The sequence below is a fragment of the Streptomyces sp. PCS3-D2 genome (assembly GCF_000612545.2).
GTDB lineage: Bacteria > Actinomycetota > Actinomycetes > Streptomycetales > Streptomycetaceae > Streptomyces.
This window is the reverse complement of sequence record NZ_CP097800.1, coordinates 5,787,182-5,806,411: the sequence shown is the minus strand read 5'-3', so window position 1 is coordinate 5,806,411 and position 19,230 is coordinate 5,787,182. Positions and strand designations below refer to the sequence as shown.

Sequence of the window (19,230 nt, the reverse complement as noted above, 5' to 3'; positions counted from 1 at the left end):
GGGCTACTCCTCCGAGGTGCGTCCGGCATCCGGGACGGCCCGGCCCCGCTCCGCACGGGCCCGCCTCCCGGTGGGCCCGCACGGCCCGCAGGAGGCGGAGCCGCAGACGGCCGTAGCGGCCCGGCACGAGGGCCGGCCCCTTCCCGCCGGGCCGGGCGGCGGCGGGAAGTCCGGCGGGGCTGCCGGCTAGGCCTTGCGGGTCCGGGCCACCGCGGTTTTGGCCGCCGTCTTCTTGGCGGGGGCCGCCTTCTTCGCCGCGGCCGCCTTCTTCGCCGCGGCCGCCTTCTTCGCCGCGGCCGCCTTCTTGGCCGGGGCCGCCTTCTTGACGGGGGTCTTCTTCGCCGCGGCCCGTGCCGGGGGTGCCGCCGCGTCGGAGACCCGGTCGGCGCCCAGAATGTCCCGCAGGAACTTGCCCGTGTGGCTCGCGCCGACCGAGGCCACCTGCTCGGGCGTGCCCTCGGCCACCACCATGCCTCCGCCGTAACCGCCTTCGGGGCCCATGTCGATGACCCAGTCCGCGGTCTTGATGACGTCCAGGTTGTGCTCGATGACGATCACCGAGTTGCCCTTGTCGACGAGCCCCGACAGCACCTTGATCAGCTTCGAGATGTCCTCGAAGTGCAGGCCCGTCGTCGGCTCGTCCAGTACGTACACCGTCCGGCCCGTCGAGCGCTTCTGCAGCTCGGAGGCCAGCTTCACGCGCTGCGCCTCGCCGCCTGACAGCGTCGGCGCGGACTGGCCGAGGCGGACGTAGCCGAGACCCACCTCGTTCAGCGTCTTGAGGTGGCGCGCGATCGTGGGCACGGCTTCGAAGAAGCCCAGCGCCTCCTCGATCGGCATGTTGAGGACTTCCGCGATGGACTTGCCCTTGTAGTGGACCTCCAGCGTCTCCCGGTTGTACCGGTCGCCGTGGCAGACCTCGCACGGGACGTAGACGTCCGGCAGGAAGTTCATCTCGATCTTGATCGTGCCGTCGCCGGAGCAGTTCTCGCACCGGCCGCCCTTGACGTTGAAGGAGAAGCGGCCCGGCAGGTAGCCGCGCACCTTCGCCTCCATCGTCTCGGCGAAGAGCTTGCGCACGTGGTCGAAGACGCCGGTGTACGTCGCCGGGTTCGACCGGGGTGTCCGGCCGATGGGCGACTGGTCGACGTGGACCACCTTGTCGACGAGGTCGTCGCCGTCCACACGGGTGTGCCGCCCCGGGACCGAGCGGGCGCCGTTCAGCTCCCGCGCCAGGTGTGTGTAGAGGATGTCGTTGACCAGGGTCGACTTCCCGGAGCCGGAGACACCGGTGACGGCCGTGAGCACGCCCAGCGGGAAGGACACGTCGATGTCCCGCAGGTTGTTCTCCTTGGCACCGTGGACGGTCAGCCTGCGCTCGCCGTTCACGGGCCGGCGGACGTCCGGGATCCCGATGGCCTTCTTCCCCGAGAGGTACTGCCCGGTCATCGACTCGGAGTTCTTCAGCAGTTCCTTGAGCGAACCGCTGTGGACCACCTTGCCGCCGTGCTCGCCCGCACCCGGGCCGATGTCCACGACCCAGTCGGCCACCTTGATGGTGTCCTCGTCGTGCTCGACGACGATCAGGGTGTTGCCCATGTCCCGCAGCCGCACCAGCGTCTCGATCAGCCGGTGGTTGTCGCGCTGGTGCAGGCCGATGGACGGCTCGTCCAACACGTAGAGGACACCGACGAGGCCGGAGCCGATCTGCGTGGCGAGCCGGATGCGCTGGGCCTCGCCGCCCGAGAGGGTGCCGGCCGCCCGGTTGAGGGAGAGGTAGTCCAGACCGACGTCCACCAGGAAGCGGAGCCGCTCGTTGACCTCCTTCAGGACCCGCTCGGCGATCTTCTTGTCGCGGGCGTCGAGGCGCATCCGCCCGAGGAAGTCCGCGCACTCGCTGATCGACATGGCGGCGACCTCGGCGATCGACTTCTCCATCACGGTCACCGCGAGCACGATCGGCTTGAGGCGGGTGCCCTCACAGGTCGGGCAGGGCACCTCGCGCATGTAGCCCTCGAAGCGCTCGCGGCTGGCGTCGCTCTCCGACTCCGCGTGCCGCCGCTTCACGAACGGCACGGCGCCCTCGAAGGCCGTCGTGTAGGCCCGCTCGCGCCCGTAGCGGTTGCGATAGCGGACCTCGATCTGGGTCCGGTGGCCGTGCAGCAGGGCCTTCTTCGCCCGCACCGGCAGCCCGGCCCACGGGATGTCCGTACGGAAGCCGAGCTCCGCGGCGAGCGCGCCGATCAGCCGCTGGAAGTAGTCCTTGGTGTGGCCGAGCGACCACGGGGAGACCGCGCCCTCGTCGAGGGACTTGTCCTCGTCCGGGACGATCAGCTCCGGGTCCACCTCCATCCGCGTGCCGATGCCGGTGCACTCGGGGCAGGCGCCGAAGGGCGAGTTGAAGGAGAAGGAGCGCGGCTCCAGCTCCTCGAAGGACAGGTCGTCGTACGGGCAGTAGAGGTGCTCGGAATACATCCGTTCACGCTCGGGGTCGTCCTCGGCGAGGTCGACGAAGTCCAGGATCACCATGCCACCGGAGAGGCCGAGGGCCGTCTCCACGCTGTCGGTGAGGCGGCGCTTGGCACTGTCCTTGACGGTGAGGCGGTCGATGACCACCTCGATCGTGTGCTTCTCCTGCTTCTTCAGCGTCGGCGGCTCGGAGAGCTGGATCGTCTCCCCGTCCACCCGCGCCCGGCTGTAGCCCTTGGTCTGGAGGTCGGCGAAGAGGTCCACGAACTCGCCCTTGCGTTCGCGCACCAGCGGCGAGAGCACCTGGAAGCGGCTTCCCTCGGGGAGCGCGAGCACCTTGTCGACGATCGCCTGGGGCGACTGGCGCGCAATGGGCCGGCGGCACTCGGGGCAGTGCGGCTTGCCGATGCGGGCGAAGAGGAGGCGGAGGTAGTCGTAGACCTCGGTGATGGTGCCGACGGTCGAGCGCGGGTTGCGCGAGGTGGACTTCTGGTCGATCGAGACGGCCGGGGAGAGGCCCTCGATGAAGTCGACGTCGGGCTTGTCCATCTGCCCGAGGAACTGGCGGGCGTACGACGAGAGCGACTCGACGTAGCGGCGCTGACCCTCGGCGAAGATCGTGTCGAAGGCCAGGGAGGACTTGCCCGATCCGGAGAGTCCGGTGAAGACGATGAGCGAATCGCGGGGCAGGTCGAGCGAGACGTTCTTGAGGTTGTGCTCGCGAGCGCCACGAACGATGAGACGGTCGGTCACGCCGGTCTGCACCTTTCTTGAGAGAGCGGGGGGCACGGCCCCCGTCCCAGGGTATGGGGGGCGCCTCTGCGGTGGAGATGGAGTCTGGACTTCGAGCGTATAGCACGCACATTCGATTTACGGCACTCCGCAGACCTCTTCACCCGATCGTGTGGCCACGGGCTCCGAGCACTACGCTCGACGTCATGACTGATCATGTGCACGACCTGCGATCTGTACGTGAAGCCACGGACCGACTGCTGACCGCGGTCGCGAAACTGGACAACGCCGGGCTCTCCGGGGAGTCACACCTTCCCGGCTGGACGCGCGGCCACATCCTGGCCCACCTCGCGCGCAACGCCGACGCCCTCCTGAACGTCTTCGAGGGCCGCCCGATGTACGAGAGCGGCGAGGCGCGCGACGCGGACATCGCACGCGACGCCGGCCGGCCCCTGGAAGAACACCTGGCGGACCTCGGTGATTCCGCGGCCCGCTTCCTCGCCGCCACCGAGCACGACCAGGACTGGTCGCGCACCGTCGAGCTGCGCAACGGCGTCACGGACCTGGCCTCGAACGTGCCCTTCCGCCGCTGGGTCGAGGTCGACCTGCACCACGTCGACCTGAACATCGGCTACGAGCTCACCGACCTCCCGCAGGAGTTCACCGACCGCGAGATCGCCTTCCTCGCCGACCGCTGGTCCGGGCGCCCGGACGTGCCCGCGACGGCCCTGGCCGCCCCCGACGGGCGCACCTGGCGCACCGGCTCCGCCGGGGACCCTGTCGTGACCGTCTCCGGCACCCCCGCCGCACTGCTCGCCTGGCTCGCCGGCCGCGGCGACCGGGGAGCCTCCCTGACCACCACGGGAGGCCCCCTCCCCGAGCTCCCGCCGTTGTAGGAAGACACCTCTAGGATCACCACATGACGTACACCGGAGAGGTCAAGGTCGGCGGTCCGGCCGACGTGCACGAACTCGCGGACCTGATGATTTCCAAAGTCGCCGTGGGTTCGATGAACAACAACGCCTACCTGCTGCGCTGTCGGGCGACCGACGAGCAGCTGCTCATCGACGCGGCGGCCGAACCGCAGACGCTGCTGAACCTGATCGGCGACGACGGCATCGCCTCCGTCGTCACCACCCACCGGCACGGCGACCACTGGGGCGCGCTCGCAGAGGTCGTGGCGGCCACCGGCGCGCGGACCTACGCGGGCGCCCTCGACGCCGAGGGCATCCCGGTCGCGACCGACGTCCCGGTCGCGGACGGGGACACGGTGCGGGTGGGCCGGGTCGAACTGACCGCGCGGCACCTGGTCGGGCACACCCCCGGCTCGATCGCCCTGGTCTACGACGACCCGCACGGCCACGCGCACGTGTTCACCGGCGACTGCCTCTTCCCGGGCGGCGTCGGCAACACCCACGGCGACCCGGAGGCCTTCAAGAACCTCCTCGACGACGTGCAGCACAAGCTCTTCGAGCAGCTGCCCGACGAGACCTGGGTCTACCCGGGCCATGGCAACGACACCACGCTCGGCGCCGAGCGTCCGCACCTGGCGGAGTGGCGCGAGCGCGGGTGGTAGGGACCGTCCGGGGAGCGCAACGCGTCAACTTCGGCACGCGGAGCACTCCTTCCGGTCGTTGACGGCCGAACGCATGTCCCTGCGGGCGGGGAGGCGGTATCTGGTGCGGCATGCAACAGGACCCCTCTCCGCCCCCTGCCGCCTCCGCCCCGGGCCCCGGGGCCGCCGCCGACGAAGCCCCCGGGGCCGCCGCCGACGAAGCCCCCGGGGCCGCCGCCGACGAGGCCCCCGCCCGGCCCGGCATGCTGCGGCTCGCCTGCGCGGCCCTCGCCGGGACCGCGATCGAGTTCTACGACTTCTTCGTGTACGGGACGGCTGCCGCGCTCGTGCTCGGCCCGCTCTTCTTCCCCTCCTTCTCACCACTCGCCGGGACCCTCGCCGCCTTCGGCACCTTCGGCGTCGGCTTCCTCGCCCGCCCGCTGGGGTCCGCCGTCTTCGGTCACATCGGCGACCGCTACGGACGGCGCCCGGTCCTGCTGGCCTCCCTGCTGCTCACCGGCCTCGCCACCGTCGCCGTCGGCTGTGTGCCGGCGTACGAGACGATCGGCATCGCCGCGCCTGTACTACTGCTCCTGCTGCGCTTCCTCCAGGGCCTGGGGCTCGGCGGGGAGTGGGGCGGCGCGGTGCTGCTGACCGCAGAACACGCGCCGGAGCACCGGCGCGGACTGTGGGCGAGCTTCCCGCAGATCGGTCCGGCGGTGGGGTTCCTGCTGGCCAACGGCCTGATGCTGGGACTGTCCGCCTCGCTGACCGACGCCCAGTTCGCCTCCTGGGGATGGCGGGTGCCGTTCTGGGCGGCCGGGCTGCTGGCGCTGGCCGGGCTGTGGCTGCGCCGCTCGACGGAGGAGACCCCGCAGTTCCGCGCGCTCGCGGCCACCGGGCGGCGGGCCGACGCCCCGCTCTCCGAGGTGGTCCGGGGCCACTGGCGGCTGCTCGTGCTGACGGGCGGGGCCCTGGCCGTGGGCTACGCCGTCTTCTACGCGGTCACCACCTGGTCCCTCGCCTACGCCGCAGAGCACCTCTCGGTGGGCCGCACGACGATGCTGGCCTGCATCATGGCGGCCGTCACGGTCAAGGGTCTGGCGACCCCGCTCCTGGCCGCGCTCGGCGACCGCTACGGACGGCGGCCGCTGTGCCTGGCCGGGTGCGCCGTCAGCGCCGTGTGGATGTTCCCGCTGGTGGCCCTCTTGCAGACGGCCGACCCGCTGCTGATGACGCTGGGCTTCGCGGTGGCGCTGCTCGGCATGGTGACGATGTTCGCGGTGGTGGGCGCGTACCTGCCGGAGCTGTACGCCCCGCGGATCCGCTGCACCGGCGCGGCCGTCGGCTACAACCTGGGCGGTGTGCTGGGCGGGGCGCTGACCCCGATCGTGGCGACGGCGCTGGCGGGCGGCTCCGGTCCGCCGTGGGGCGTCGCGGCCTACCTGACCGGGATCGCCCTGGTCAGCCTGGGATGCTTCGCACTGCTCCCGGAGACCAGCCCCCTGCTCGTGGGGAAGCGGTCGGGTGCGGGGACCGCGGAGAGGCCGGTGGACGCGGGGGCGGCCTCGTCGGCCGCCCCCGTGTGAACCCGGGTGCGATCAGGCGCCGACGCTCTCGCTGTCGGCGGCCTCGGCCGCCGCCTGCTTCTTCGAGGCGATCAGGCTGGTGATCGTGGTGATGATCAGGACGCCGCAGATGACGGCCAGGGAGAACGGGATCGAGATCTCCGGGACGTGGACGCCGGACTCGTGGAGGGCGTGCAGCACCAGCTTGACGCCGATGAAGCCGAGGATGATCGACAGACCGTAGCTGAGGTGGACCAGCTTCTCCAGCAGGCCGCCGATGAGGAAGTACAGCTGGCGCAGGCCCATCAGCGCGAAGGCGTTGGCCGTGAAGACGATGTACGGGTCCTGGGTGAGGCCGAAGATGGCGGGGATCGAGTCCAGCGCGAACAGCACGTCGGTGGTGCCGATGGCGAGCATCACGATCATCAGCGGTGTCAGGACGCGCTTGCCGTTGTTGACGACGAAGAGCTTGGTGCCGTGGTAGCGGTCGGCCACGCCGAACTTCTTCTCGACGGACTTGAGGAGGCGGTTCTCCTCGAACTCCTCGTCGCCCTCGTCCTTGCGGGCCTCCTGGATCAGCTTCCACGCGGTGTAGATCAGGAACGCGCCGAAGATGTAGAAGACCCAGCTGAAGCTGGCGATGATCGCGGCGCCGGCGGCGATGAAGACCGCGCGCAGGACGAGTGCGATCAGCACGCCGATGAGCAGCACGCGCTGCTGGAGGTGGGAGGGCACCGCGAACTTCGCCATGATCAGGACGAAGACGAACAGGTTGTCGACGCTCAGGGACTTCTCGGTGATGAAGCCCGCGAAGAACTCCTGGGAGGCCTGCGGGTTGCCGAAGAACCACAGGCCGAGGCCGAAGAGCACGGCGAGGACGATCCAGACGACCGTCCAGGTGCCGGCTTCCTTGATCGACACGTCGTGGGGTTTGCGGCCGATGAAGAAGTCGGCACCGATGAGGAGGGACAGACCGAGGACGGTCGCGACCCACAGGGCCCAGGAAACTTCCATGGTGAATACGCCTCCGGCGGATGGCTCAGCACTTCGTCAGCGTCATCGCTGCCGGAGGTCTCTTCCGCCCGGGCGGCCTGGAGGCCGTGGGCCGACGCCCCGGGACCGACGCGTGCTCATTCAAACGCAACGGTCCGTATTGACGGGTACGCCGTAGCAGGAAAGCAGGAATACTCCCCTCCGCACGGACGAGCTTACCCGCCGGAAGGCAAAAAGGTAAAGGGAATACCAAAGGATGGTCACGGGCGGGTAGTGCGCCGGGCCTCCGCCACCCGGTCCAGTGCCTGGTCGAGGACTCGGCTGCCCTCCGGCGGAAGGTTCGGTTCGAAGGTCCAGGCGTGGTGCACCCACGGGTCGGCGAGGTGGTCGTCCGGTACCGGCGAGAGCCGCATCAGGGAGCGCCACAGCGGGTCCAGCAGCGGCCCGTAGGCGGACGCCTCGTCACGGTCGGCGACCATCAGCAGGTGCACGCCGACCGCCGCGCCCTCGTCGGCCAGGTAGCGGAGCTGGGTGACGGCCCGGTCGTCGAAGCCGTGCGGGAAGTCGTGGACGATGAGCAGCTGCTCGGCCGTGTCCACGTCCGGTGGCAGGTCCTCGGGGGCCCCGGCCTTCAGCGCCATCTGCACCAGGTCCACCCGGCGCGTGAGCTCGGCCAGCGTCCTGCCCACCGCCGCGGCCCCGGTGGTGGGCGGCGCGGCCAGCACCCCGGCCCGCACCAGGGGCTCCAGGGAGGCCGCGCCGGCCCCGGCCGCGTCGATGACGTGGACGGAGAACCGGCCGGCGGGGTGGACCGCGAGCAGCCGTACCGCGTGGGCGACGGCCATGTCCATGGCGGCGCGGCGCAGCCGGTCGGTGTCCATGGCCATCGCCGCCTCGGAACCGGTACGGCCGTTGTCGATCCACAGCCCGCGCTCCAGCGGGACCCTTACCAGCATGGGGATGCGCAGGCCGGGCCGCTCGGGCAGGTGCAGGTCGCCCAGGCGCACGGCGAGGGGGGCCTCCTCCGGCACGCGGTGGCCGTGCCAGACGGGATTGTCCCATCGGGCGTACGGGGCCGGCAGGGCGGGCTCGACGACCTCGGACTCGGCGATGAGCTGGGCGAGGTCGCGGTCGAGGACGGCCTGGGCCCGGGCGATCAGTTCCTCGCGGCGGGCCCGTGCGGCGTCGCGGGCCGCGTCGCCGGAGCCGCCGATGCGGTGGCGCGGGTCGGCGAGGGCGTCGTCGAGCTCGCGGTCCCTGCGGGAGTCGGCGAACTCCACGGCGCTGCGGTAGGCGGCCACCGTGCGCGCCAGGTCCTCGAACATGCCCCAGACCTGGTTGTAGAGCCGTTCGTCCAGGGACCACCCGGCGGCATCGCCGGCGACCGGCTGCGGGTGTTGCCCCGGCTCCGCGGCGGCGGCCCGCGGAGCCGGCTCGGGCGGCTCGCCGCTGGTGCGGCGGCGGCGCGGGTGGGTGTAGCTGATCGTGGGCGGGGAGCCGTCGCCGGCGGGCGCGGGACCGGGCGCACCGGTGTACGGGACCCCGGAAACCGGGTCCGGGGCTGGGGCCGGCGGCTCCGGGGCGGGCCCGGGAGTCCGCGGCGCGGTCTGCGGGGCACGCAGGTCGCCGACGAGGGTGGGCATGGTCGCGAGCGTCGCGTCGGTCTCCTTGGCCGGGGCGGCGGTGCTCAGCGCCGTGGCGGCCAGTTCCCGGGCGGCCGGCACGGGCAGTCCGCCGTCGGCGAGCAGGGCGCCGAGGCCGTCGGCGTAGCCCTGGCCGACGGCGCGGACCTTCCATGCGCCCTGGCGCCGGTAGAGCTCCAGGGCGATCACCGCGGTCTCGGCGTCGAGCCCGGTCAGGGTGTAGCCGGCGATCTCGGTGCCGCCGTCGGGTGCCGCCAGGGCCACGTGGGGGGCCGGGACGGCGCCGAAGCCGACCGGGCCGCCGGGCGGCAGCACGAGCAGCACGCCGACGCGGTGGACGTCCGCCGCGACGGCGTCGAGGTCCACGGCGAAGGCGTGCCGGTCCGCGAGGTCCGCCGGCGCGTGCACGCCGGGCAGGGACCGGGCGCCCGGGTGAGCCAGGGCCCCGGTTCCGGTGAGCCGTCCCTGTGCGTCGGCGAACGAGGCCAGGGCGAGGACGGGCGTACCCGCCGAGACCCTGACCTCCACCCGGCTCCGGGACACGGGGTGGTTCTGCCCCCGGACCAGTTCGGCCGTCATCGTGCAGCCCCTCCCCCGCGCCGTGTTCTCTTCTTCCCGTCCGCTTCCGGTCCTGCTACAGGTGCGGCAGGATCGCCGGCATCAGGTCCTGGAAGGTGCGGCCGTTGGCCGGGGTGCCCAGGGCCGTCATCTGCCAGCCGGAGCCCGCGCGGGACACCTTCGCCATGATCTGCGCCGTGTACGCGCCGCCGCCGTCGAGGGTGTAGCGGGCCAGTTCCTGGCCGTTGGTCTCGTCGACGATGCGGCAGAAGGCGTTCTGCACCTCCTGGAACGTCTGACCGGTGAAGGAGTTCACCGTGAAGACGATCTGGTCGATGTGGACCGGCACCCGCTGGAGGTCGACGAGGATCGCCTCGTCGTCGCCGCCCTGGCCGACGCCGCCGACGAGGTTGTCGCCGGTGTGGCGCACGGAGCCGTCGTCGCTCTGCAGGTGGCGGAAGAAGACCACGTCGACCGGCTGCTTGTCGGCGAAGAGCACCGCCGACGCGTCAAGGTCGATCTCCCGCGTCCGCGAGCCGAACAGCCCGCGGCGCTTCGCAGCCTGCCAGCCCAGGCCCATCCGGACCGCGGTCAGCGTCCCTCCGTCCGTCTTCTGCAGACTGATGGCCTGACCCTTGGTCATGTTGACCGTCACGCGCGTCCCCTCTCCGTAGCCCGCCCCAGTTGACTGGTGCGCAGCGTGTTCCTGCGGCTGTGACCCAACCCTACTGACAGCCCCCGGCTCAGGCGAGGCCCGCTTCCTTCATCTGCCGGAGCTCCTTCTTCAGCTCGCCGACCTCGTCCCTGATCCGGGCCGCGACCTCGAACTGGAGCTCCGCGGCGGCCGCGCGCATGCGCTCGGTCATCTGCTCGATGAGCGAGGCGAGTTCGGCGGCCGGCCGGTCGGTGAGCACCTCGGCCGCCTTGGCCCCCTTGGCCGGTTTCGCACTCTTGGCGCCCTTGGCGCCCGCCGGTGCGTGGGTCGCGAGACCGCCCAGGTCCGGAACCGGCGCCTTGGCGCCCCGGCCCTCCTTGCCCTGCCGGTATCCGGTACCGAGGAGCTGCTCGGTGTCCAGCTCCTCGCGGGCGATGGTGGCGACGATGTCGTTGATCTTCTTGCGGAGCGGCTGCGGGTCGATCCCGTTCGCCGTGTTGTAGGCGATCTGCTTCTCGCGGCGCCGGTTGGTTTCCTCGATCGCCTTCTCCATACCCGGCGTGATCTTGTCCGCGTACATGTGGACCTGGCCGGACACGTTGCGCGCGGCCCGGCCGATGGTCTGGATCAGGGAGGTGCCGGAGCGCAGGAAGCCCTCCTTGTCGGCGTCGAGGATCGCCACCAGGGACACCTCGGGCAGGTCGAGGCCCTCGCGCAGCAGGTTGATGCCGACCAGGACGTCGTACTCGCCGGCGCGCAGCTCGCGCAGCAGCTCGATGCGGCGCAGCGTGTCGACGTCGCTGTGCAGGTAGCGGACCTGGATGCCGAGCTCCAGGAAGTAGTCCGTGAGGTCCTCTGCCATCTTCTTGGTGAGGGTGGTGACCAGGACCCGCTCGTCCTTCTCCACCCGCTTGCGGATCTCGTGCACCAGGTCGTCGATCTGGCCCTCGGTGGGCTTGACCACGACCTCGGGGTCGATGAGGCCGGTGGGACGGATGATCTGCTCGACGAAACCGTCGCCGCGCGATAGCTCGTACGTGCCGGGGGTCGCCGACAGGTAGACGGTCTGGCCGATGCGCTCCTGGAACTCCTCCCACTTCAGCGGACGGTTGTCCAGCGCGGACGGCAGCCGGAAGCCGTGGTCGACCAGGGTCCGCTTGCGGGAGGCGTCGCCCTCGTACATGGCGCCGATCTGCGGGACGGTGACGTGCGACTCGTCGATGACCAGGAGGAAGTCCTCCGGGAAGTAGTCGATGAGGGTGTTGGGCGCGGAGCCCCGCTCGCGGTCGTCCATGTGCAGCGAGTAGTTCTCGATGCCGGAGCAGGAGCCGATCTGGCGCATCATCTCCAGGTCGTAGGTCGTGCGCATGCGCAGGCGCTGCGCCTCCAGCATCTTGCCCTGCTTCTCCAGCTCTCCGAGGCGCTCGGCCAGCTCGGCCTCGATGCCGGCGATCGCCTTCTCCATGCGCTCCGGGCCGGCGACGTAGTGGCTGGCGGGGAAGACGTAGAGCTCGCGGTCCTCGCTGATGACCTCGCCGGTCAGCGGGTGCAGGGTGGACAACGCTTCGATCTCGTCCCCGAACATCTCGATGCGGACGGCCAGTTCCTCGTAGACCGGGAAGATCTCGATGGTGTCGCCGCGCACTCGGAAGGTGCCGCGGGTGAAGGCCACGTCGTTGCGCGTGTACTGGATGTCGACGAAGCGGCGCAGCAGCTGGTCCCGGTCGATCTCCTCACCCACCGTGAGCGAGACCATCCGGTCGACGTACTCCTGCGGGGTGCCGAGGCCGTAGATGCAGGACACGGAGGCGACGACGATCACGTCCCGCCTGGTCAGCAGCGCATTGGTGGCGGAGTGGCGCAGCCGCTCCACCTCCTCGTTGATCGAGGAGTCCTTCTCGATGTACGTGTCCGACTGCGGTACGTAGGCCTCGGGCTGGTAGTAGTCGTAGTACGAGACGAAGTACTCGACGGCGTTGTTCGGCAGCAGCTCGCGGAACTCGTTCGCCAACTGGGCGGCCAGCGTCTTGTTCGGCGCCATGACCAGGGTGGGGCGCTGGAGCTTCTCGATCATCCAGGCGGTGGTCGCCGACTTGCCGGTGCCGGTCGCACCCAGCAGGACGACATCCTTCTCACCTGCACGGATGCGCTTCTCCAGCTCGGCGATGGCCGCCGGCTGGTCGCCGCTGGGCTGGTAGGGGCTGACGACCTCGAAAGGCGCCACCGTGCGTTCGATCTTCGATACGGGCCGCATGAGTCCACCGTACGACCCTCCACTGACACGCACGCCTCCCCGCCCGGCCGCAACGCGCTCGGTGCGGCCCGGCGGTCCGGCGGTCCGGCGGTCCGCGTCATCCGTTCTGGTCCGTTTGTCGTAGTTCGGTGGCGGCTCGGTGATCTTCAACCCCATGATCGCGGTGAAGTGCATCGCCACAACGTCTGCCGCTCCGCACCCGTCTGACGCAGGAACAGGGCTCACGACCCGAGGAGAACGCACATGCACGTCCGACCCGCCACCGCGGCCGCCGCCGCATTCCTGGGCTTCGCCCTCACCCTGCTGGGCGGGACGGCGTCGTCCGCCGCCACCGGCCCCGGATCCGCCCCCGGACCGCTGGGACTGGGCGGTCCCGTCGTGTACGCGCACCGGGGCGCCTCGGCGTACGCCCCGGAGAACACCCTCGAAGCGGTCGACCTGGCGATGCGGCTGGGCTTCGACTGGGTCGAGAACGACGTGCAGCGCACCAGGGACGGCGAACTGGTGGTGATCCACGACGACACCCTGGCCCGCACCACGGACGTCGAGCAGCTCTTCCCGGACCGCAAGCCCTGGCGGGTCAAGGACTTCACGTCGGCCGAGATCGCCCAGCTCGACGCGGGCAGCTGGTTCGGCGAGGAGTACGCGGGCGCCTCCGTGCCGACGCTGCGGCAGTACCTCGACCGGGTGCAGCGCAATCGGCAGCGGCTGCTGCTGGAGATCAAGAAGCCGGAGCTCTACCCGGGGATCGAGGAGCAGACCCTGCGGGTGCTCGGCGAGGCGGGCTGGCTCGACGCGCGACACTCGAAGCGCCTGGTGCTGCAGAGCTTCAGTGCCGACTCCATCCGCATGGTGCACGGGCTGCGCCCCGACCTGGTGACGGCCTTCCTGGGCACTCCGGCGGTGGCGGACCTGCCGCGGTACGCGGAGTTCACGGACCGGATCAACCCGTGGCACACCACCATCTCGGCCGACTGGGTCGCGGCGGTGCACGGCCTGCTCGGGGCGCACGGCAAGGCGATGGAGGTGGACACCTGGATCGTGGACGACGCCGTGACCGCGCGGAAGGTGCGGGAGATGGGCGTCGACGGGATCATCACCAATGCCCCGGACGTGGTCCGGGAGGCGGTCGGCGGCTTCTGACGGCTGCGGGCGGGGAGGGCGGCGGTCCGTCGGAGGAGAGCCGTACCGTGGACGCGTGGACAGCACCGAGCGGCCCCGCGGGCCGCACCTCGAATGGACCGTCGTCGCCAGCGACATCGGCCCCCTGCTCCTTGCCGCGACGCCCGAGGGGCTGGTCCGGGTCGAGTTCCACGCCGGGCCGGACCGGCTCGACCGGATGATCGGCCCGCTCGTCTCCCGGCTCGGCGCCGACGCCCGGCGGCCGGCGCCGGGCGAGGAAGTGCTGCTGGCCGCGCCGGTGCGCCAGGTGGCCGCGTACTTCGCCGGCTCGCTGCGGCGCTTCGACCTTCCGCTGGACTGGCGGCTCAGCTCCGGCTTCAACCGCCAGGTGCTCCAGGAGCTGGACCGTTCCGTGCCCTACGGCTCGGTCGTCGGCTACGGGGAACTGGCGGCCCGCGTCGGACAGCCCGGCGCCGCCCAGGCCGTGGGCAACGCCATGGGGTCGAACCCGCTGCCCCTGGTGGTGCCCTGCCACCGGGTGCTGGAGAACGACGGCGGCATCGGGGGCTTCGGCGGCGGGCTGGAGACCAAGCGGCAGCTCCTCGCCCTGGAGGGGGTGCTCCCGCAGCCGCTGTTCTGAGCCCCGTGTGACGCCCGTGACCTGCGGGCCCGACCACGACGACGGACCGGTTCCGCCGGACGGTAAGGGGTGGCACACTGCGGCGGTGACTACTGCTGCCGCCGCACCCGGCCCCACCGCGTCCCCCGCGTCCCGCGCCGCGCACCCGCGAGGGCGGTGCAGGGCGTGACCGCCGCTCCCGGCACGGACCGGACCGCCCCGCCGCTCGCCCTCGCGGACCTCGCACGACTCCGCAAGCGCACCTCCCGGGTGCTCATCGCCGGCCAGGTGCTGGGCGGGCTCGGCGTACCCATCAGCATCGCCCTGGCCCCCGTCCTGGCCACCGAGGTCAGCGGCACCGAGGCGCTGTCCGGCTTCGCGTCGACCGCCTCGGTGATCGGCACCGCCCTGGTCTCCCTGCCGCTCGCCGCCCTGATGACCGCGCGCGGCCGACGGCCCGGGCTGGTCCTGGCGTACGGGATCGGCGCCGCCGGGGCGGGCCTCGTCGTCCTCGCCGCCACGATCAAGAGCTTCCCGCTGCTGCTGCTCGGCATGGCCGCCTTCGGCGCCGCCTCCTCCGCCAACCTCCAGGCCCGCTTCGCCGCCGCGGACCTCGCCGCCCCGGACCACCGGGCCCGGGCCATCTCGGTGGTCGTGTGGGCCTCCACCCTCGGGGCGGTGCTCGGCCCCAACCTGTCCGCTCCGGCGAGCCGCAGCTTCGCCGGGACCTCCATACCCGAGACGGCGGGCCCCTTCGTGTGGGCCGCCGCCGTCTTCCTGCTGACCGGAGCGCTGATCGCCGTACTCCTGCGCCCGGACCCCCTGCTGACCGCGCGGGCGCTCGCCTCTCCCGAAGAACAGTCCCGCGAAGGCCGCTCGCTCCGCGCCGGACTCGCCGCCGTGAGGTCCTCGCCGCGGGCCCGCCTCGCCCTCCTCACCGTCGCCGTGTCCCACACCACCATGGTCTCGATCATGGTCATGACCCCGATGGACCTGAGCCACCACGGAGCCGGGCTGGAGCTCGTCGGGCTGGTGATCAGCGGTCACATCGCGGGCATGTTCGCCTTCTCCCCGCTCATGGGGTGGCTCGCGGACCGGCTCGGACGGCTCACCGTGATCGGCCTCGCCGCGGGACTGCTGTCGGTCGCCGCGCTGCTCGCGGGGACGGCGGGCGCCAGCCACGGACGGAGCGCCCTCGGTCTCTTCCTGCTGGGCCTCGGCTGGTCCGCCGGGATGGTGTCCGGCTCGGCCCTGCTGACCGACTCGGTGCCGCAGGCCGCGCGGGCCGCCGTACAGGGGCTGAGCGACCTCACGATGAACACGGCCGCGGGCGTGGGCGGAGCCGCCGCCGGCGTGATCATGTCCCAGGCGGGCTACGGCTGGCTGAACGCCGTCGGAGCCTCGCTGCTGCTGCCGATGGCGGCACTCGCTCTGTTCACCGCGCGCCGCCACCCTTCGGATTCCGGGAACGTCAGTAGCTGATGTGGTAGGCCTTGCGGAGCGTCTCGTGGACGGTCCAGACGGTCCTGTCGCCCTCCCGCAGCACGCAGGCCGAGCCGGGCCCGAGCTCCAGGGTCGCGCCGCCCTCGACCTCGACGGTGGCGCGTCCGGCGACCACCACGAACATTTCGTTCGCCTCGACGTCGGTGACCACGCCGGGGGTGATCTGCCAGATCCCGCGTACCTGCGTGCCGTCGGCGGACTCCCACAGGACCCGGCCCGTGACGACCGGATCGCCGGAGACGATCTGGCCCGGGTCGAGGTCGTCCGGCTCCAGCTCGGCGTCCGCCACGGTGACGGCGAAGGACGCGGGGGCGGGGGTGGCGGAGTGATCACTGCTGCTCATGGCGCGCCAGCCTAGTGCGGCCCGTCCGCCCGGCGCGCCGACCACAGCGTCCAGGAACGGACCGGCCCACGCGTCACCCTGTCCAGTGGGGCCGGGGTGCCCGGCGGTGCGGACGACCGGTGGAAGCCGGTGCCCGCCGGCGCGTTCCGGGCGGTGCACGTGGGCCCTCCTCCCGGGCGGACCGGCGGCAGGTGGCGGTCCGCCGGGCCTCGGGAACCGCTGGGTTTCGGGAACCGCTGGGTTTCGGCCGGGGCGGCGGACGTCCGGTGCGGTCGACAGGCGGGGCGGCGGGGCGTCCGCGCGGACCGCGACGCCGCGGGGGCGTCCGGGAAAAGCAGGGCCCGCGGGGCGGCGGGCCCGTGGTCGGGCCGCGCGTCCGCGGGGAGCGCTCCTCGGACAGCGTGGGGCGGGTGTGGCAGGAGTGTGTTTGGAGGCGCCGATCCCGTGCCATGGATGGGGACATGTCACAGCACAGAGCAACCGCGGCCCTGCCCGGTGGACCGGTCCTGTCGGAAGAGGTACGCGACGCGCTCGCCCAGGGCAGGCCGGTGGTGGCCCTGGAGTCGACGATCATCGCCCACGGCCTGCCCCGCCCCCGCAACCTGGAGGTGGCCCTCGAACTGGAGGGACTGGTCCGCGCGGAGGGCGCGGTTCCGGCGACGATCGCGGTCGTGGACGGGGTGGCCCGCGCGGGCCTCGACAAGACCTTGCTGGAGCGGATCGCAGCCGGCGACGGCGTGCGCAAGCTCGGTCATCGGGATCTGGCGCCCGCGCTGGCGACGGGCGCGACCGGTGCGACGACGGTGTCCGCGACGGCCTTCCTCGCGGCCGGGGCGGGACTGCGGGTCTTCGCGACGGGCGGACTGGGCGGCGTGCACCGCGAGTGGGCTCAGACACAGGACGAGTCGGCGGACCTGTCCCTGCTGGCGCGGACACGGATCACGGTGGTGTGCGCGGGCGTGAAGTCGATCCTGGACGTGCCGGCGACGTTGCAGCGGCTGGAGACGCTGGGAGTGGGGGTGCTCGGTTTCGGTACGGACCGGTTCCCCGGGTTCTACCTGGCCGACTCCGGTGAGCCGGTGGACTGGACCGTGCACCGGCCGGAGGAGGTCGCGGCGGTGATGGCCGCTCAGGACGCACTGGGAGGAACGGAGTCGGCGCTGCTGGTGGCCAATCCGGTGACGGCCGGTGAACAGCTGGACCCGGAGCTGCACGACCGGGTCCTGGCCGAGGCCCTCGCCGCCTGCCGCGAGCAGGGGATCACAGGTCAGGCGGTGACGCCGTTCCTGCTGGGGTTTCTGGTGCGGGCGACGGGCGGAGCCTCGCTGGAGGCGAACCTGGCGGCGGTACGCGGGAACGTGCGGCTCGGTGCCCGGATCGCCCGGGCCTGGGCGGCCGTGGCATGACCGCCCCGGGGGCGCTGCTCGTGGTCGGGGACGTGGTGACGGATGTGGTGGCGATACATCCGGAGCCGCTGGCTCCGGCCACCGACACCGCGGCCCGGATCCGCACCCTGCCGGGCGGCGCGGGCGCCAACGCGGCCTGCTGGGCGGCCCGTACGGGGAGCGCGGAGGTACGCCTCCTCGCGCGGGTGGGCGCCGACTCGGCACAGTGGCACGAACGGGCCCTGGTGGACGCGGGGGTGCGGCCGCAGCTGGTGATCGATCCGGAGGAGCCGACCGGGACGGTGGTGGCCCTCGTCGGCGAGGACGCCGAGCGGACGTTCCTGACGGACAGCGGGGCCTCGCTGCGGCTGTGCCCGGCGGACTGGACCCCGTCCCTGCTGGACGGGGCGGCCCACCTCCACCTGTCGGGATACCTGTTCTTCACCGACGGCAGCCGGGAGCTGGCCGCGCTCGCGCTGCGGGCGGCGCGGGCCCGCGGAGTGCCGGTGAGCGTGGACCCGGCCTCGGCCGGGTTCCTGGCGGCACTGGGCCCCCAGCGCTTCCTGGATGCCGTGGCGGGCGCGGAGGTGCTGCTGCCCAACGAGCACGAGGCCCGTCTGCTGGCCGGGCCGTCGGAGGCGGCCGGGGTGGCCCGGGCTGCGACGGCGTTGAGCCGGCGGGTGCCGCTGGTGGTGGTGACCCGGGGCCCGGCGGGGGCTCTGGTGGCCGAGCGCGGCCGGATCACGGCCGAGGTGGCGGCCGTGGAGCCGGGCGGGGAGGTGGTGGACTCCACGGGCGCCGGCGATGCCTTCACCGGCGCCTTCCTGGCGGCCCGCCTGGAAGGCGCGGACCCCCCGGAAGCGGCGCGCGCGGGCTGCCGCGCGGCCGCCCGGGCCATCACCCGCCCGGGCGGCCGCCCGCAGCCCGTCCCGGCGGAAGCCCCGAGCGCGGACGGGGGCGGATCCCGGCCCTCCCTCCGCCGGCGTTTCGGGCGCCGCTCCGGCAGCCGCCCCGACGGCTGAGGCCGGGACCCCGACAGCGTCCGGCACCCCGGCCCCGCAGGCGTGGGCCCGGCCGGGCCCGGGGGTCGGGGCGGACAGCGGGCTCGCCCAGCGGCAGCGGCACCACCGCCGCCCCGCGTCACCGCTCCCGGATCCCCGTCCAGGCGGGATGCCTGGGATCGTCGGCCCGGACCACCACATCGGCGGCCGAAGCCGGATCCGTCTCGGCCTCGTACCGGGCGAACGCTTCCCCCGTCCACCGCTCGGACTCCTCCGTCCGCCGCGCGAGCGCCCCAGCCGACAGGCGTACGTGGACGCTCAGGTCGAAGGGGAACCACCGCCCCAGCAGCAGCGGCCCGTGCACCAGCAGCACTCCGCCGGCGGGGAGCTCGACGTAGGGGCTGCGGGTAGCCCGGTCGGTCACCGGATCCCACAGGTCGGGCAGCACCCGTCCCGTCCCCCCGGGATCGGTCGGTCCGAACACCTCCCGCCAGAGCGCGGCCGTGTCGTACCAGCCGTCCAGGTACGCGTCCACGTCCCGGCGGCCGAACTCGAAGCGGAGGGAGGCCGGCCGCAGGAAACCGCCGGTCGGCACGACCAGTACCGGGCGCCCGCGCAGTTTCAGCTCCTGCGCGAGCAGACCGGCGAGAGTGCCGGTGTCCGCCGCGGGTGCGCCGTCGATGCCCACACGCTGTCGACCGTGCGGCCCGGGGCCTTCGGCGGGTTCGCAGAGGTGGCCGGCGAGTCGCTCGGCCATCCGCTGCCATGTGATCGCTTCCCACTGCACCGGCCCATTGTCAGTGGTCGGTCCTAGCTTTTCCCACGAGGGA

General features: G+C 72.3%; 15 protein-coding genes. 8 read left to right on the top strand and 7 right to left on the bottom strand.

Features of this window, described 5'->3' with window-relative positions; translation table 11 throughout:
• Window positions 1-186: 186 nt before the first annotated feature.
• A complete protein-coding gene (gene uvrA, locus AW27_RS25805) occupies window positions 187-3,222 on the bottom strand; it encodes an excinuclease ABC subunit UvrA (protein WP_037927484.1) in 3,036 nt (1,011 codons plus the stop codon).
• A gap of 185 nt (window positions 3,223-3,407) precedes the next feature.
• Between uvrA and AW27_RS25800 the strand changes: the two genes are divergently transcribed.
• From AW27_RS25800 to AW27_RS25790, 3 genes are all read left to right on the top strand, one after another.
• Window positions 3,408-4,097 carry a maleylpyruvate isomerase family mycothiol-dependent enzyme gene (locus AW27_RS25800; protein ID WP_037926616.1) on the top strand — a complete coding sequence of 230 codons (690 nt, stop codon included), beginning with the start codon at window positions 3,408-3,410 and terminating at the stop codon, window positions 4,095-4,097.
• Between the two features lie 23 nt (window positions 4,098-4,120).
• The gene (locus AW27_RS25795; protein ID WP_037926619.1) at window positions 4,121-4,777 is read left to right on the top strand and encodes an MBL fold metallo-hydrolase; all 657 of its coding nucleotides are present in this window, start codon (window positions 4,121-4,123) and stop codon (window positions 4,775-4,777) included.
• 242 nt (window positions 4,778-5,019) lie between these two features.
• Entirely contained in the window at window positions 5,020-6,345 is a 1,326-nt protein-coding gene (locus AW27_RS25790) for an MFS transporter (RefSeq protein ID WP_037927487.1), read from the top strand.
• Between the two features lie 12 nt (window positions 6,346-6,357).
• On the opposite strand, the gene AW27_RS25785 is transcribed toward AW27_RS25790, so the two are convergent.
• The 4 genes from AW27_RS25785 to uvrB all read right to left on the bottom strand — a co-directional run bounded on the left by AW27_RS25785 (window position 6,358) and on the right by uvrB (window position 12,427).
• On the bottom strand, window positions 6,358-7,338 hold the full coding sequence (locus tag AW27_RS25785) for a TerC family protein (protein WP_037926621.1): 981 nt from the start codon (window positions 7,336-7,338) through the stop codon (window positions 6,358-6,360).
• 239 nt (window positions 7,339-7,577) lie between these two features.
• On the bottom strand, window positions 7,578-9,539 hold the full coding sequence (locus tag AW27_RS25780; protein WP_037926624.1) for a TerD family protein: 1,962 nt from the start codon (window positions 9,537-9,539) through the stop codon (window positions 7,578-7,580).
• A 55-nt stretch (window positions 9,540-9,594) separates the two neighbouring features.
• Complete coding sequence (locus AW27_RS25775) at window positions 9,595-10,173, bottom strand: TerD family protein (protein WP_037926627.1); 579 nt, start codon at window positions 10,171-10,173, stop codon at window positions 9,595-9,597.
• Between the two features lie 88 nt (window positions 10,174-10,261).
• Entirely contained in the window at window positions 10,262-12,427 is a 2,166-nt protein-coding gene (gene uvrB, locus AW27_RS25770; RefSeq protein ID WP_037927490.1) for an excinuclease ABC subunit UvrB, read from the bottom strand.
• Window positions 12,428-12,670: 243 nt separating this feature from the next.
• Here uvrB and AW27_RS25765 point away from each other — a divergent pair, with 243 nt between their 5' ends.
• The 3 genes from AW27_RS25765 (at window position 12,671) to AW27_RS25755 (ending at window position 15,650) form a co-directional block, all read left to right on the top strand.
• Window positions 12,671-13,570: a glycerophosphodiester phosphodiesterase gene (locus AW27_RS25765; RefSeq protein WP_037926630.1), complete on the top strand. Its 900-nt coding sequence runs from the start codon at window positions 12,671-12,673 to the stop codon at window positions 13,568-13,570.
• A 55-nt stretch (window positions 13,571-13,625) separates the two neighbouring features.
• Window positions 13,626-14,189, top strand: a complete 564-nt coding sequence (locus AW27_RS25760) for a methylated-DNA--[protein]-cysteine S-methyltransferase (RefSeq protein WP_037926633.1) — start codon at window positions 13,626-13,628, stop codon at window positions 14,187-14,189.
• Window positions 14,190-14,354: 165 nt separating this feature from the next.
• The gene (locus AW27_RS25755) at window positions 14,355-15,650 is read left to right on the top strand and encodes an MFS transporter (RefSeq protein WP_037927493.1); all 1,296 of its coding nucleotides are present in this window, start codon (window positions 14,355-14,357) and stop codon (window positions 15,648-15,650) included.
• On the opposite strand, the gene AW27_RS25750 is transcribed toward AW27_RS25755, so the two are convergent.
• Window positions 15,640-16,014, bottom strand: coding sequence for a cupin domain-containing protein (locus AW27_RS25750; protein WP_037927497.1), 375 nt, complete (start codon window positions 16,012-16,014; stop codon window positions 15,640-15,642). The two genes, AW27_RS25755 and AW27_RS25750, sit on opposite strands and share 11 nt — an antisense overlap.
• 461 nt (window positions 16,015-16,475) lie before the next feature.
• Between AW27_RS25750 and AW27_RS25745 the strand changes: the two genes are divergently transcribed.
• Together AW27_RS25745 and AW27_RS25740 are read left to right on the top strand one after the other, a co-directional pair.
• Window positions 16,476-17,420, top strand: coding sequence for a pseudouridine-5'-phosphate glycosidase (locus tag AW27_RS25745; RefSeq protein WP_052031189.1), 945 nt, complete (start codon window positions 16,476-16,478; stop codon window positions 17,418-17,420).
• Complete coding sequence (locus AW27_RS25740) at window positions 17,417-18,421, top strand: carbohydrate kinase family protein (protein WP_078556918.1); 1,005 nt, start codon at window positions 17,417-17,419, stop codon at window positions 18,419-18,421. The genes AW27_RS25745 and AW27_RS25740 overlap by 4 nt, the downstream gene beginning before the upstream one ends.
• Window positions 18,422-18,539: 118 nt before the next feature.
• Here AW27_RS25740 and AW27_RS25735 read toward each other — a convergent pair whose 3' ends face one another.
• A complete protein-coding gene (locus AW27_RS25735; protein ID WP_037927507.1) occupies window positions 18,540-19,187 on the bottom strand; it encodes a nucleoside/nucleotide kinase family protein in 648 nt (215 codons plus the stop codon).
• Between the last annotated feature and the right edge of the window lie 43 nt (window positions 19,188-19,230).